The sequence below is a fragment of the Burkholderia mayonis genome (assembly GCF_001523745.2).
Classification (GTDB): Bacteria; Pseudomonadota; Gammaproteobacteria; order Burkholderiales; family Burkholderiaceae; genus Burkholderia; species Burkholderia mayonis.
This window is the reverse complement of sequence record NZ_CP013387.1, coordinates 320,857-332,862: the sequence shown is the minus strand read 5'-3', so window position 1 is coordinate 332,862 and position 12,006 is coordinate 320,857. Positions and strand designations below refer to the sequence as shown.

Sequence of the window (12,006 nt, the reverse complement as noted above, 5' to 3'; positions counted from 1 at the left end):
GGGCCGCGCGTGTTGATCGGCGGCCGGCCCGTAGGGCGCGGGGTCTTCCTCGTAGCGTGCGTGCCGGCCGGCTGTTGCTTGATCAGATCGTTATTTTTGGATCGGCAGTATCGTACTCTCGTCGCCCCGGCAAAAACAATGCCCGATCGCGCGAAAAGGCGATTCGGATCCGAGTGGAGCGCCTCGGCGTGCCGACGGATCGTCAATATTTGGGATGGCGAACACGAGAAGCAGACGGACGGCAGCGCATTGCGACGAACGCCCGGTGCGCTCGCCGTCTCGCGATTCGTGAGAAACCGCCGCCGATGCGCGACCAAACGCCGCGCCGTGCGCATGCCCCTGGCGCTGCGACCGCCGCCCGAACGCCCGGCGAAGCCTTGTGCGGCCGCCCGCGACCACGGCGGCCCCGCGCTGCCCACGCCCCGACGATCGGCATCGGTGCTGCATCGTCCGCTTGACCTTCCCATCATGGGAAAGTTGATACTTGCAGTTGTCGGCGGCATCGCCCGCCTTATCGAATCGGATTGCAGATGACAAAGCTGTTCGTTCCTGCCACATCGGTCACGACGAAGCTGTTCGTCGAAGGCATGCATTGCGGCGGCTGCACGGCGCGCGTCGAGAAGGCGCTCGCCGAGGTGCCGGGCGTGACCGGCGCGGCCGTGAATCTCGACGCCGGCACGGCGACCGTCGATGCGACGCCCGCCGTCGACGCGGCCCGCCTCGTCGACGCGCTCGGCGCCGCCGGATACCGCGCGACGGTCGCGGCGGAGCCCGCCGCGCACCGGGATGGCGACGCACGGCACGACGGCGCCGGTAAAGCAAACGACGACGGCGATGCCGTCGTGACGCGTGTGGCCACCGTCACGCTGGCCGTCGGCGGGATGACCTGCGGCGGCTGCGCGCGACGCGTCGAGCAGGCGCTCGCGACAGTGCCCGGCGTGACGGGCGCGAAGGTCGATCTCGCGACGGCGAGTGCGGCGGTCGATGTCGAGCGCGACGTCGATGCGCGGACGCTCGTCGCGGCCGCGAAGCAGGCCGGTTACCGGGCCGATGTGGTGCGCGACGCGCGCGTCGGCGCGTTACCGCCGCCCGATGCGTGCGCGCTCGATGTCGCGGCGCAGTCGCGTGTGTCGCGGACGGCGCCCGCGGCAAACGAAACGACTGTTGCGCCGCCCATGCACGCCGCGGCGACGAAGACGCTCGAACTCGACATCGACGGCATGACCTGCGCGTCGTGCGCCGGCCGCGTGGAAAAGGCGCTGTCGCAAGTGCCCGGCGTCGCTCGCGCGACGGTCAACCTCGCGACCGAAAAAGCGACGATCGAAGCCGACGCGAGCCTCGAAGCCGCCCGTCTCGTCGATGCAGTGAGGCAAGCCGGCTATCGCGCCTCACCGGTAAGCGCAGCTTCCGCAGCTTCCACCGCAACCGCGCCGGCCACCCCGGCCACCCCGGCCACCCCGGCCCTCCCCGCGCCGCCCACCGCCGACGACCGCAAGCTCGCCGAAGCCCGCCGCGAACGCCGGCTCGTGATCGCATCCGCGGCGCTGGCCGTTCCGCTCGCACTGCCGATGTTCGCCGCGCCGCTCGGCATCGACGCCGCGTTGCCCGCGTGGCTGCAGCTCGTGCTCGCGTCGATCGTGCAGTTCGGCTTCGGCGCACGCTTCTACCGCGCCGCGTGGCACGCGCTCAAGGCGCGCGCCGGCAACATGGACCTGCTCGTCGCGCTCGGCACGTCGGCCGCATACGGCCTCAGCATCTGGCTGATGCTGCGCGACCCCGGCCACCCCGCGCATCTGTACTTCGAGGCGTCCGCGGTGATCGTCACGCTCGTGCGCTTCGGCAAATGGCTCGAAGCGCGCGCGAAGCGGCAGACCACCGACGCGATTCGCGCGCTCAACGCGCTGCGCCCCGATCGCGCGCGCATCGTCGAGCACGGCGTCGAGCGCGACGTCCCGCTCGCGCAGGTGCGCGTCGGCACGGTCGTGCGCGTGCTGCCGGGCGAGCGCGTGCCCGTCGACGGCCGGATCGAAGCGGGCGTCACGCACATCGACGAATCGCTGATCACCGGCGAAAGCCTGCCCGTGCCGAAAGAGCCGGGGGACCGCGTGACCGCCGGCTCGATCAACGGCGAAGGCGCACTGACCGTCGCGACGACCGCGATCGGCGCCGAGACGACGCTCGCGCGCATCATCCGCCTCGTCGAATCCGCACAGGCCGAGAAAGCGCCGATCCAGCGTCTCGTCGATCGCGTGAGCGCCGTGTTCGTGCCCGCGATCGTCGCGATCGCGTTCGTCACGTTCGCCGGCTGGCTCGTCGCGGGCGCGGGCGTCGAGACGGCGATCCTCAACGCGGTCGCGGTGCTCGTGATCGCGTGCCCGTGCGCGCTCGGCCTCGCGACGCCCGCCGCGATCATGGCGGGCACGGGCGTCGCCGCGCGGCACGGCGTGCTGATCAAGGATGCGCAGGCGCTCGAGCTCGCGCAGCGCGCGCGCATCGTCGCGTTCGACAAGACCGGCACGCTGACGGAAGGCAAGCCGACCGTCACCGCGTTCGACGCGATCGGCATTCCGCGCGCCGGCGCACTCGCGCTCGCCGCCGCCGTCCAGCGCGACAGCGCGCATCCGCTCGCACGCGCGGTCGTCTTTGCGTTCGACGCCGATGCCGACGCGCGCCATTCACCGTTCGCCGCCGCGCGCGCCGGCACGCCGCGCGCGGTCGCGGGCCGCGGCGTCGAGGCGCATGTCGACGGCCGCCTGCTCGCGCTCGGCAGCACGCGCTGGCGCGACGAGCTCGGCATCGCCGCGCCGGCCGGCCTCGCGCGCCGCGCGACGGAGCTGGAAGCTGCAGGCAACACGGTATCGTGGCTGATGCGCGCCGACGCGCCGCGCGAAGCGCTCGCGCTCGTCGCGTTCGGCGATACCGTGAAGCCGCATGCGCGGCGCGCGATCGAACGGCTCGCGGCGCGCGGCATCAAGAGCGCGCTCGTGACGGGCGACAACCACGGCAGCGCGGCGGCCGTCGCCGCGACGCTCGGCATCGACGAGGTTCACGCGCAAGTGCTGCCGGACGACAAGGCGCGCGTCGTCGCACAGATGAAGCGGACGGCGGGCGACGGCGTCGTCGCGATGGTCGGCGACGGCATCAACGACGCGCCCGCGCTCGCCGCCGCTGACGTCGGCATTGCGATGGCGACGGGCACCGACGTCGCGATGCACACGGCCGGCATCACGCTGATGCGCGGCGACCCGGCGCTCGTCGCGGACGCGGTCGACATCTCGCGCCGCACATATCGGAAGATCCAGCAGAACCTGTTCTGGGCGTTCGCGTACAACCTGGTCGGGATTCCGCTCGCCGCGCTCGGCTGGCTGAATCCGATGATCGCGGGCGCGGCGATGGCGTTTTCGAGCGTGAGCGTCGTGACCAACGCGTTGCTGCTGCGGCGCTGGAAGGGTGAAGCGCGCTGAGCGGCAACAAGCAAGGTCGCGACAGCCTGCGCTGCGCATGAAGCAAGCGGCCCGCGGCTCGTGGGTGCATCGCGGGCCGCGGGCCGTGCGCGACGACGGTGCGCGACAAATCGCGACACGCCCGCGTGCTCGACTGCGTTAGACTGCCCGCATCGACAGGACGACAGCGACGGACGAACGCGCCGCCCATCACGCAGCATGACCCTATCCCTCACCCGCCGCCACGCAAAGCGCGCGCGAGCGACCGCAACGGCTTCGCCCTCACGCCGCAGCGGAAGCCATCTGCTCGCCGCGCTCGCCCTCGCATTCGGGGTCCAGCACGCGCACGCGGCCGAAATCCGATGCGGCTGGCTCGAGAACCCGACGCCCGCGAACTGGTGGCTCACCGACCGCACCGGCTCATGGACGCTCAGCACGATGGGCGGCCCCGAGGCCGACGGGATGGACCTGATTCCCGACATGTCGGGCAAGCAATATGTCGAAACCAACGGCCCGCACGGCTACGGATGCGCTTGCCTCACCGTGATCACCGACAAGCAGGAACGGCGGATCGTGAAGGTGCTGAAGGCGAAACAGCTCCCGCTATCGCGATGTCAGCGCGACAAGCGGCTCAAAGAGCCAGAATGAACGCGAATAACGGACAGGCTTGAACACGTGCGACACCGCGTGTCTTCGTCGTGCGCGTCGCAACGATACGCAAATCCGCATCGATGTGAAGACCGCCTGTCGCAGCCGCGACGCACCGCCGTGCTCGCAGCGGCAGCACGACCGCAAGATCAAAGCGGCTCGATCGACTTGACGAGCGTCGTCGTCGCAGCGACGAAACCCAGCTCGAGATACAGCGCGAGCGCAGCCGCGTTGTGATTGAACACCGACAAGCCGATCTCGCTCACGTGCAGTTGCCGCGCGTCGTCCTCGAGTGCCTGCAGCACGCGCGTCGCCCAGCCCTGGCGGCGAAAGGCGGGCTCGATTTCGAGGTCGTAGATGAAGAGCGTCCGATGCGGTCCTTCCGCGACGACGCCGTACCAGAGGTGGCCGAGCACGACGCCGTCGCCGGATTCGCTCAGCGTCAGCAGCACCTGATCGTCGGTGAGGAGCCCGTCGGGCAGCAGCGTGTCGATGCAGGCGAGCGCGCGCTCGTCGGCTTCGTCCGGCTCGCTCTGGCCGGACTCGATCAGATCGCGCGCATAGCTGCGCGCGGCGTGCGCGCGGTATTCGCGGAATTCCGTCTGGGTCATCGGACGCATCTGTAGCATGCCACACCTGTTCGAAGCAGCCGGGATATCACCCAGTGTAGTGGGCGACGCGCGGTTGCGCGAATCGGAATTCGCTTGCGGATCGCCGGATGCCGAGGTTCGTGCTCGGCGGTTCGAGCGGTTCCGGGAATCGCATCCATATTCGTGCGCGGCCGGCTCACGGTCCGCTTCCGATCATTTGGCGCCCATTGCGACGACGACGGTTTCGCCGGCCGCCGCACGCCATCCGGTCGTCCGTCCTGTCCCGCTCTCCGTGCTCGACTCGCTTCTCGCTCGGTTCCGCGTCATCGCGCTCGCCCCCCCGTCCGGCGGCCTCGAGAACGAAGAATCGGCCGCCGCGCTGACCGCATTCGCTCAAGCACATCGACCGTCTGAAGAAATTCGGCGCCGCGAATAGAATCCGTCGGGAGCCGGATGCCGAGCTCCGGATCGAAAACAATGACATTGCGCAACACGTCCGTTTGGAGAAAGCAATCGCTTACCGCGAGTCTTTTCTTGACGCTTTTTTGACAGAAACATCGATGATCAAGCGTGTTGCAGTGCAATCGGCCCGCGCGGGCCGCTTCGTTCCGATAGCAGTCGTCGTCTTTCTCGGCCTGATGGCGATGGGCATGCCGCTCGGCTCGGTCCCCGCCTTCGTCAACGCGAAATTAGGATACGGAATGACGGTCGTCGGGCTCGTGATGGGCGTCGAATCCGTCGCGACGCTGCTCACGCGACACTTCGCCGGCGTCACGCCGACCGCAAAGGCCCGAAGATCGCCATGCTGATCGGTCTGCTCGGCAGCTTCGCATCCGGTGCGTTTTACTTCGTCGGCAGCGAATTCGCGTCGGTTCCGGCACTCGGCCTCGCGCTCATCGTCGTCGGCCGGATCGCGATGGGCTTCGCGCAAGGCCTGCTGTTCACGGGCGGCAGCACCTGGCCGATCGGCCTATTCGGCGCGGACAACGCGGGCAAGGCGCTGTCGTGGATCGGCATCGCGATGTTCGCCGGCATTTCGGCCGGAGCAGCGCTCGCCGCCGCGCTCAATGAAATGTTCGGCTTCAGGATCGTCGCGCTCGCGACCGCGATCGTCCCGCTAGTCGGCCTGTTCATCGCGATGCGGCTGCAGAACGCGCATCTGGCCGCGCCCGCCGATCACAAGGGCAGCGCGCTGGAGACGATCAGGGAGATCTGGCGGCCGGGCCTGGTATTCGGGCTCGCGACCGTCGGATACGTGACGGTCACGTCTTTCGTCGCGATCGCGTATATGGAAAAAGGCTGGTCGGGCGCGGAATATGCGCTGTCCGCATTCGGGGTCGGCTTCGTGAGCGCGCGCCTGCTGCTCGGCTCTGGCGCGGACAGGAACAACTCGCCAGCGATGGCGGTGTGGATGCTGTCGATCGAAGCAGTCGGACAGTTGCTGATCTGGCAGTCGACGAGTCCGTCGATGTCGATTCTCGGCGCCGCGCTGAGCGGCTTCGGCGTGTCGATGATCTATCCGCTGCTCGCGCTCGTTGCGATTCGCGGCATTTCGCAGCACGACTTCGGCATGGCGATCGGCTTCTACGATGCATGCTTCGACATCGCGATCGGCCTGTCGGCGCCGCTCGCCGGCGTCATTGCGAAATTCGCCGGTACGTCGGCCGTGTTCGTCTCCGGCATGGTGTGCAGCCTGGCTTCGATCGTCATGGCGATCAGCGTCTATCGCGGCGAAGCGGCGCTCCACCCTTGTCGCGACTGACGAAGCGGCGCGCGACAAAACGGGCCGCCACTGCCTTTGCGCCCTGGCGGCGGTCGCCGCCGCACGGCCGCTCGATCACCGTTCGCGCGATAGCGCAACGCGCTATCCAATCGGCAACGGCCGCGGCGAACGATGCTCGTCGATGCCGACCGGCGCAATCGCGCGCGGTGCCGACGGCTCTCGGCCTGTCGGCGGTGTTCCGAATTTGTTGCAACTGCCCGCGCTCGTCGAGCTTGCAGCGGCGGTCCGTCGTTCCGTCAGATACGGCTACTCATTCGCCGGCAGACGAACGAAACCGCGACGCTCCCGGCGCACCCGCACCGGGCGGAACGCATCAGCGACGGATCAGGCCGACCTGCGCGACGTGCGACTTGCGCACACGCTCCGCTTCGGCGTGGCGGGCTTCGTACGAATATTCTGCGTCGAGCGGCAGATGCGGCGACGTGAAGAGATCTTCGATCTTTTGAAGCAGCGCGAAGATGAGGCTCATTTGCGACTCCTGTCAGCGAAGGATTAGGGTTTTCACCTAAAACGCATTCTAAGGGTTTTCCCTAAACACAGATAGTGCGTCGCAACAATATCTTCGCGGACCGAGCTTTTCAAGCGCGAATGGAACCGGTTCGTTGCGGCTCGGCAACACATGTGCAACATCTCGCCGCAGCCGCCAACCGTCCCTTTTTTCTCAGTGCCCGCGGCCCCTGCGCGGCCGTTTGACAGACGTCGCGGGGCTGGAGAGACGGCTCGTCAAGCGATCCACCTGCGCACCGAGTTCGTCCTGGCGCTGAGACAGCGTCGCGACGGTCGCCTCCTGGGTCGCCTGCACGGCGACGAGCCGGTCGATGCGTTGTTGCAGTGCAGCAGATTCGTCTCGCTGTCGCGACAACTGCATCGCCTGCACGACCAGCGCGACGATCGCCATCAGCACGACCACCCCGAGCGCGAGCAGCAAGCGGTTGACGCGGCGCATTTCCGTATCGGCCGCCCGGCGCAGATCGACCGTTTCGGATTGCAGCGCGCGGATTCGGTCGGCGAGCGGACGCAGGTGGGCGTCGAGTTCGACCAGCGCTGCGGGCGCATTCGACGGCGCCGAAGCCGCCTGACGCTCGTGGGCAGGGGATGCCGACGCCGGGAACGACGTCGGTGACGCGGCGGATGGCGTCGACTGAGCCGGCGCGGCGGTAACGTTACCGCCGCCGGTGCCGCTGGGCGTCGAGGACAAGACCGCGCCCGGCGTCGCGTTGCCGCTCGTGTGCGGCGTTTTCGGCGATTCCGCTGGCGTGTCGGCCGACGCGCCAGCGTCGCGGCGCTCCGGGACGGCCGCTGCGCGAATCGCGACCGGCGATGTCGACTCCGGATTCGCTTGATTCGGATCGGCTCGAGTCGAGTTCGTCGGCCCGATGTTCGCCGTATCCTGGGCTGCTGGAGCTTCGGCCGAGCGAGCTTCGTCGGCGGAACTTTGACGCGCCGGGTTCTCGGGCGTTTGGTCGTGCGCCGCTTCGCCCTGGGCGGTTTGACCTCGAGCCGCTTGGCCCCGCGTTGCATCGCCCTGCGATGCCGAACCTCGATGCGCGCCGCGCTGGGCCGCCTGCTTCTTGCTCTCCGCGCGACGCGAAGACGAACGGCGCGAATCGGTCGGACTGGCTGCCGTCGCATCGTCGGCGCCGGACTTCGCCGTCGCCGGCTCGGCGGCCTGGACGGCAGATGTATCGCGCCGCCCCGAACCCGCATCGGCCGATGCGGACTCGACGGAACTCGCCGGCGCGCTCGCGGATTCACCCACCGAAGCCGTATCTTGCGCGCGCATGCCAGCCGCGTCGGCAGCAGAACGCTCGTCGGCCCCGCCTTGTGCGCGCGCGGCCGAATCTTCCGCGAATCCGCTCAGCAGATCGGCCTGTTCGCCCACCAGTTCGCCGCCGCGCGCCGTCGCACGCGCGCTGCGCGCGCTTTCCGCCTTGGCGGTCGGCTTCGCTTCTCTCGCGGCGCTGCCGCCGAACAGATCGAGCGTGTGCTCGTCGCGGGACGCTTCGCTCACCGTCGCATCGCGGCCGGGCCCGGCCGCGGCGCGCGACTGCACACGGCCGCCGCCCGCCGCCGCGGCGCGCGACCGGCGCTTGGACAGGGACGATCGGGAAGAACGAGTACGTGGGAATGCTGCGGAATCGGTCATAGGTCGTGCTGCGGCGCGCCGCACGCGCGCCGGACAATGCGGCGAACAATTTCGGGAAGGCGGCATTGTCTCATGCCCGCCCGGCGATCCCGTAGCTTAATCGTCCGGCAAGCCGCTCTTCTGCTCGGTAAAACCCTTCACGCCCGGCAATTGCCGCAGCCGAGCGCAAATGCTCTCGTATTCGACGTCCGACACGCGGCCGAGCGCGATCGTCACTTCGTCGCTGTCTTCCGCGTCCTCGCTCTGCTGGACGATGAAGCGCTTGATGCGCGCACTGTCGACGCCGAGCGCCGCGTGCGCCGAATCGAACGTCAGCGTGCCGCGCTCGACCAGCAGCACGAGACGGCGGCGCTGGCGCACGGTCAGATAGCGGCGCTCGAGCGGCTTGATGCCGGCGAGGATGACGAGGATGATGATCGTCGCCGCGATCGCCGCCGCGTACAGCCCGCCGCCCACCGCGAGCCCGACGGCCGCGACCGACCACAGGCTCGCCGCCGTCGTCAGCCCGCGGACGATCTCGCCGCGCAGCAGGATCGACCCCGCGCCGAGAAAGCCGATTCCCGACACGACCTGCGCGGCCATCCGCGACGGATCGAGATCGACGTGCGCCTGGCCGAGCACGTCCGCGAAGCCGAACGCCGACACGATCATGATGAGCGCCGAGCCGACGCACACGAGCATGTGCGTGCGCAGCCCCGCCGCCCACGACAGGCGCTCGCGCTCGACGCCGATGACGCTGCCGAGCGCCGCCGCGAGAATCAGCCGCATGATGAGTTCGACGTTGCTCAGCATCCGTACTCTCCTTTTTTCGACGGCGGCGGGCCGCATGCTTTATCCTTGCCGCTCGGCCCGCGCGTCCGGTGCCGCGTCATTTCAATGCCAACCGCGTCGTCATTCGTCATGTCCGCCCACGTCTCCGTTTCCGATCAGGCCGCTCAATTGCGCCGCCATTTCGCGCATATCGTCTTGCCGCTCTGGCGCGGACCCGGCTTCAACCAGGCGCTGCAACTGCCGTTCGAGGCCGTCGCGCCGGACACGCACGCGCCGCTGCCCGTCACCCGCTACCGCGCGATGGCGTGCGCGCGCCAGCTATTCGTGTTCTCGCAGGCGCGCGACGCCGACCACGCGCACGCGCTCTTTGCCGCATTGTGCCGCCACTTCCGCGATCTTCGCCACGACGGCTGGTTTTACAGCGTCGACGCGCAGGGCGCGCCGCTCGACCGCACGAAGGATCTGTATACGCACGCGTTCGTCGTGTTCGCGTGCGCGGAATATTTCACGGCGTTCGGCAATCGCGACGCGCGCGACATCGCGGAACGCACGGCGGCGCTGATCGGCGAGCGCTTCGCGCCGCAGCCCGGCAACGCACTCCTCGACTCGGCCCGCAGTGTGGACTTCGCCGCGACGGCCGGCGGCCCGCTGCAGAATCCGCTGATGCACCTGACGGAAGGCTGGCTCGCGGCGAGCCGCGCGTTCGGCGACGCCGCGTTCGACGACGCGCTGCTGCACACCGCGCAGGCGGTCGAGCGCACGTTCGTCGATGCGCGCACCGGTTGCGTCGCGGAACTGCCGCTCGGCAGCGCCGACAACCGCTTCGAGCCGGGGCATCAGTTCGAATGGTTCTATCTCGTCAGCGCAGCGGGCGCACGGCTCGCGGCGACGGGCCTGCCCGACGCGCTCGCACGCGCCGATGCGTTCGCGCAGCGGCACGGCGTCGATCCGGACACGGGCGGCGTCTGCGCGGCGACCGACGAGCACGGCGCGTGCATCGACGGCACGCAGCGGATCTGGGCGCAAACCGAATATCTGCGCGCGCTCGCGACGCACGGCGGCGAGCCGGACGCGCTCGCCCGGCAGATCGCGCGCTTCAGCGAACGGTTCCTGCATCCGCGCGGCTGGTACGAATGCAAGACCGCGCAGGGCGGCGTGGCGCGCGCGGACATGCCGTCGACGACGCCGTATCACCTCGCGACCGCGTACGCGTCGTTGCCAGCGGACGCGTGACGCACAATGCGTGCGCGGCCGCCCTCTAAAGCGCGTAACCTGCCGCACGTACCGCACGTACCGCACGAACGCGCGCACGGCGGGCGCCTTCTCGTGCTTGCGATACGCGAGCGCCACTTCCGACGGAATCGGCTTGCCTTCGATCGGCCGATATGCGACGCCCGGCAGTGCGATGCAGCCGACGAGCGCCTGCGGCACGACCGCGACGAATCCGCTGACCGACAGATACGCGAGCACCGCGACGAGCGCGCCCGGCCGCGCGCGCATGGGCGATCTGGGGGATGTGCATGGGGATCGCGACGACGATCGCGCCGCTCGTCGGCGGCGCGATCGCGCAATGGGTCGGCTGGCGCTGGATCTTCCTGCTGAACCTGCCGGTGTGCATCGCGCTTGCCGCGGCCGTTTGCGCGACGATCGACGAATCGCGCGATCCGCACGCGAAGCGCATCGACGCGCCGGGCAGCGTGCTGTTCGGCTCGGCGCTCGCGGCCGGCATCTGGGCGCTGATCGACGCGCCGTCGCACGGCTGGTCGGCGCCCGGCACGCTCGCGCGCTTCGCGGCCAGTGCGGCGCTTTTCGTCGCGTTCGCCGGCGTCGAGCGCCGGCAACGGGGCGGCCGATGATCGACCCCGCGCTGTTCCGCGAGCCGCGCTTCGTCGGCGCGCTGCTCGCGATGTTCGTCCACGCGGCGTGCGCGCAGGTGATGATGACGTTTCTGCCGCTCTATCTGCAGATCGGCTTCGGGATGTCGGCGATCGGCGCGGGGCTCGGCATGCTGCCGTTCGCGCTCGCGATGAGCGTCGGACCGTCGCCCGGCGCGGCGCTGTCGGCGCGCGCGCCGCCGGCCGCGACGGTGCTCGGATGCGGACTTGCGCTGATCGGTATCGGGAATTTCGCGACCGCGGCGCTCGCGGGCGCGTCGCATTACGGACGCCTCGGGATGCTGATCACCTGATGCGGCGCGGGCATTCTGAACGGCGGCACGCGGAAGGCGATCATGGCGTGCGTGCCGCCGGAGCGAACCGGGATGGCGTCCGGGATCAGCACGACGACGCGCTTCTCCGCGATCGTGACATCGGCCGGCGTGCTCGGCGCCGTGCTCGCCGCGCGAACCCACGCAGCGCTCGTGCGGCGCGTCGCGGACGCGCCGGACCTGCTCGGCGCGCTCGCCCCGCACTTCGTGTCGAGCCTGCTCGCGGGCGACCTCGCGCAGGCGACGCGCGGCCACCCGCCGCAGATCGGCGCGGCGCTCGCGCGGCTCGCGCCGGCGGGCTTTGCAAGCGGCTTTTCGGTCGCGCTGTGCGTGAGCGGCGCATTCGCGCTCATCGCGGCCGTCGCGGTGCGGCTGCTCGTCGGCGCAACGTCGAAGCGCGCCGCATGAGCGCGGCCACG

10 protein-coding genes and 2 pseudogenes are annotated in these 12,006 nt (G+C 69.6%); 7 read left to right on the top strand and 5 right to left on the bottom strand.

Features of this window, described 5'->3' with window-relative positions; all coding sequences use genetic code 11:
- Nucleotides 1-78 precede the first annotated feature (78 nt).
- The 3 genes from WS70_RS33040 (at nt 79) to WS70_RS20070 (ending at nt 4,091) form a co-directional block, all read left to right on the top strand.
- Nucleotides 79-534, top strand: a complete 456-nt coding sequence (locus tag WS70_RS33040; RefSeq protein WP_226382926.1) for a hypothetical protein — start codon at nt 79-81, stop codon at nt 532-534.
- On the top strand, nt 531-3,464 hold the full coding sequence (locus tag WS70_RS20075) for a heavy metal translocating P-type ATPase (RefSeq protein ID WP_082722470.1): 2,934 nt from the start codon (nt 531-533) through the stop codon (nt 3,462-3,464). Before WS70_RS33040 ends, WS70_RS20075 begins: the two co-directional genes overlap by 4 nt.
- Nucleotides 3,465-3,662: 198 nt before the next feature.
- Nucleotides 3,663-4,091: a DUF4087 domain-containing protein gene (locus WS70_RS20070; RefSeq protein WP_059469853.1), complete on the top strand. Its 429-nt coding sequence runs from the start codon at nt 3,663-3,665 to the stop codon at nt 4,089-4,091.
- 149 nt (nt 4,092-4,240) lie between these two features.
- Here the strand turns inward: WS70_RS20070 and WS70_RS20065 are convergent, their stop codons facing one another.
- Entirely contained in the window at nt 4,241-4,720 is a 480-nt protein-coding gene (locus WS70_RS20065) for a GNAT family N-acetyltransferase (RefSeq protein ID WP_059469852.1), read from the bottom strand.
- 461 nt (nt 4,721-5,181) lie between these two features.
- On the opposite strand from WS70_RS20065, the gene WS70_RS20055 reads away from it, so the two are divergent.
- A complete protein-coding gene (locus tag WS70_RS20055; RefSeq protein WP_159082932.1) occupies nt 5,182-5,490 on the top strand; it encodes a hypothetical protein in 309 nt (102 codons plus the stop codon).
- Nucleotides 5,484-6,443 carry an MFS transporter gene (locus WS70_RS20050; RefSeq protein WP_059598599.1) on the top strand — a complete coding sequence of 320 codons (960 nt, stop codon included), beginning with the start codon at nt 5,484-5,486 and terminating at the stop codon, nt 6,441-6,443. The genes WS70_RS20055 and WS70_RS20050 overlap by 7 nt, the downstream gene beginning before the upstream one ends.
- Before the next feature lie 334 nt (nt 6,444-6,777).
- Here WS70_RS20050 and WS70_RS32470 read toward each other — a convergent pair whose 3' ends face one another.
- The 3 genes from WS70_RS32470 to WS70_RS20040 form a co-directional block, all read right to left on the bottom strand.
- On the bottom strand, nt 6,778-6,933 hold the full coding sequence (locus tag WS70_RS32470; protein ID WP_197419210.1) for a hypothetical protein: 156 nt from the start codon (nt 6,931-6,933) through the stop codon (nt 6,778-6,780).
- A gap of 192 nt (nt 6,934-7,125) precedes the next feature.
- On the bottom strand, nt 7,126-8,634 hold the full coding sequence (locus WS70_RS20045) for a hypothetical protein (protein ID WP_082722469.1): 1,509 nt from the start codon (nt 8,632-8,634) through the stop codon (nt 7,126-7,128).
- A 72-nt stretch (nt 8,635-8,706) separates the two neighbouring features.
- Nucleotides 8,707-9,402: an MgtC/SapB family protein gene (locus WS70_RS20040; RefSeq protein ID WP_059598597.1), complete on the bottom strand. Its 696-nt coding sequence runs from the start codon at nt 9,400-9,402 to the stop codon at nt 8,707-8,709.
- 108 nt (nt 9,403-9,510) lie between these two features.
- Between WS70_RS20040 and WS70_RS20035 the strand changes: the two genes are divergently transcribed.
- On the top strand, nt 9,511-10,614 hold the full coding sequence (locus WS70_RS20035; RefSeq protein ID WP_059598596.1) for an AGE family epimerase/isomerase: 1,104 nt from the start codon (nt 9,511-9,513) through the stop codon (nt 10,612-10,614).
- A gap of 51 nt (nt 10,615-10,665) precedes the next feature.
- Here WS70_RS20035 and WS70_RS20030 read toward each other — a convergent pair.
- A pseudogene (locus WS70_RS20030) lies at nt 10,666-10,875 on the bottom strand (LysR substrate-binding domain-containing protein); the annotation flags it as partial.
- Between WS70_RS20030 and WS70_RS20020 the strand changes: the two are divergent.
- A pseudogene (locus WS70_RS20020) lies at nt 10,863-11,995 on the top strand (MFS transporter); the annotation flags it as partial. The pseudogenes WS70_RS20030 and WS70_RS20020 sit on opposite strands and share 13 nt — an antisense overlap.
- Nucleotides 11,996-12,006 lie beyond the last annotated feature (11 nt).

Excerpts from the sequence above, each read along its gene's own strand:
- WS70_RS20075 (WP_082722470.1), top strand. The coding sequence starts at position 531 with ATGACAAAGCTGTTCGTTCCTGCCACATCGGTCACGACGAAGCTGTTC.
- WS70_RS20070 (WP_059469853.1), top strand. The coding sequence starts at position 3,663 with ATGACCCTATCCCTCACCCGCCGCCACGCAAAGCGCGCGCGAGCGACC.
- WS70_RS20065 (WP_059469852.1), bottom strand. The coding sequence starts at position 4,720 with ATGCTACAGATGCGTCCGATGACCCAGACGGAATTCCGCGAATACCGC.
- WS70_RS20050 (WP_059598599.1), top strand. The coding sequence starts at position 5,484 with ATGCTGATCGGTCTGCTCGGCAGCTTCGCATCCGGTGCGTTTTACTTC.
- WS70_RS32470 (WP_197419210.1), bottom strand. The coding sequence starts at position 6,933 with ATGAGCCTCATCTTCGCGCTGCTTCAAAAGATCGAAGATCTCTTCACG.
- WS70_RS20040 (WP_059598597.1), bottom strand. The coding sequence starts at position 9,402 with ATGCTGAGCAACGTCGAACTCATCATGCGGCTGATTCTCGCGGCGGCG.
- WS70_RS20035 (WP_059598596.1), top strand. The coding sequence starts at position 9,511 with ATGTCCGCCCACGTCTCCGTTTCCGATCAGGCCGCTCAATTGCGCCGC.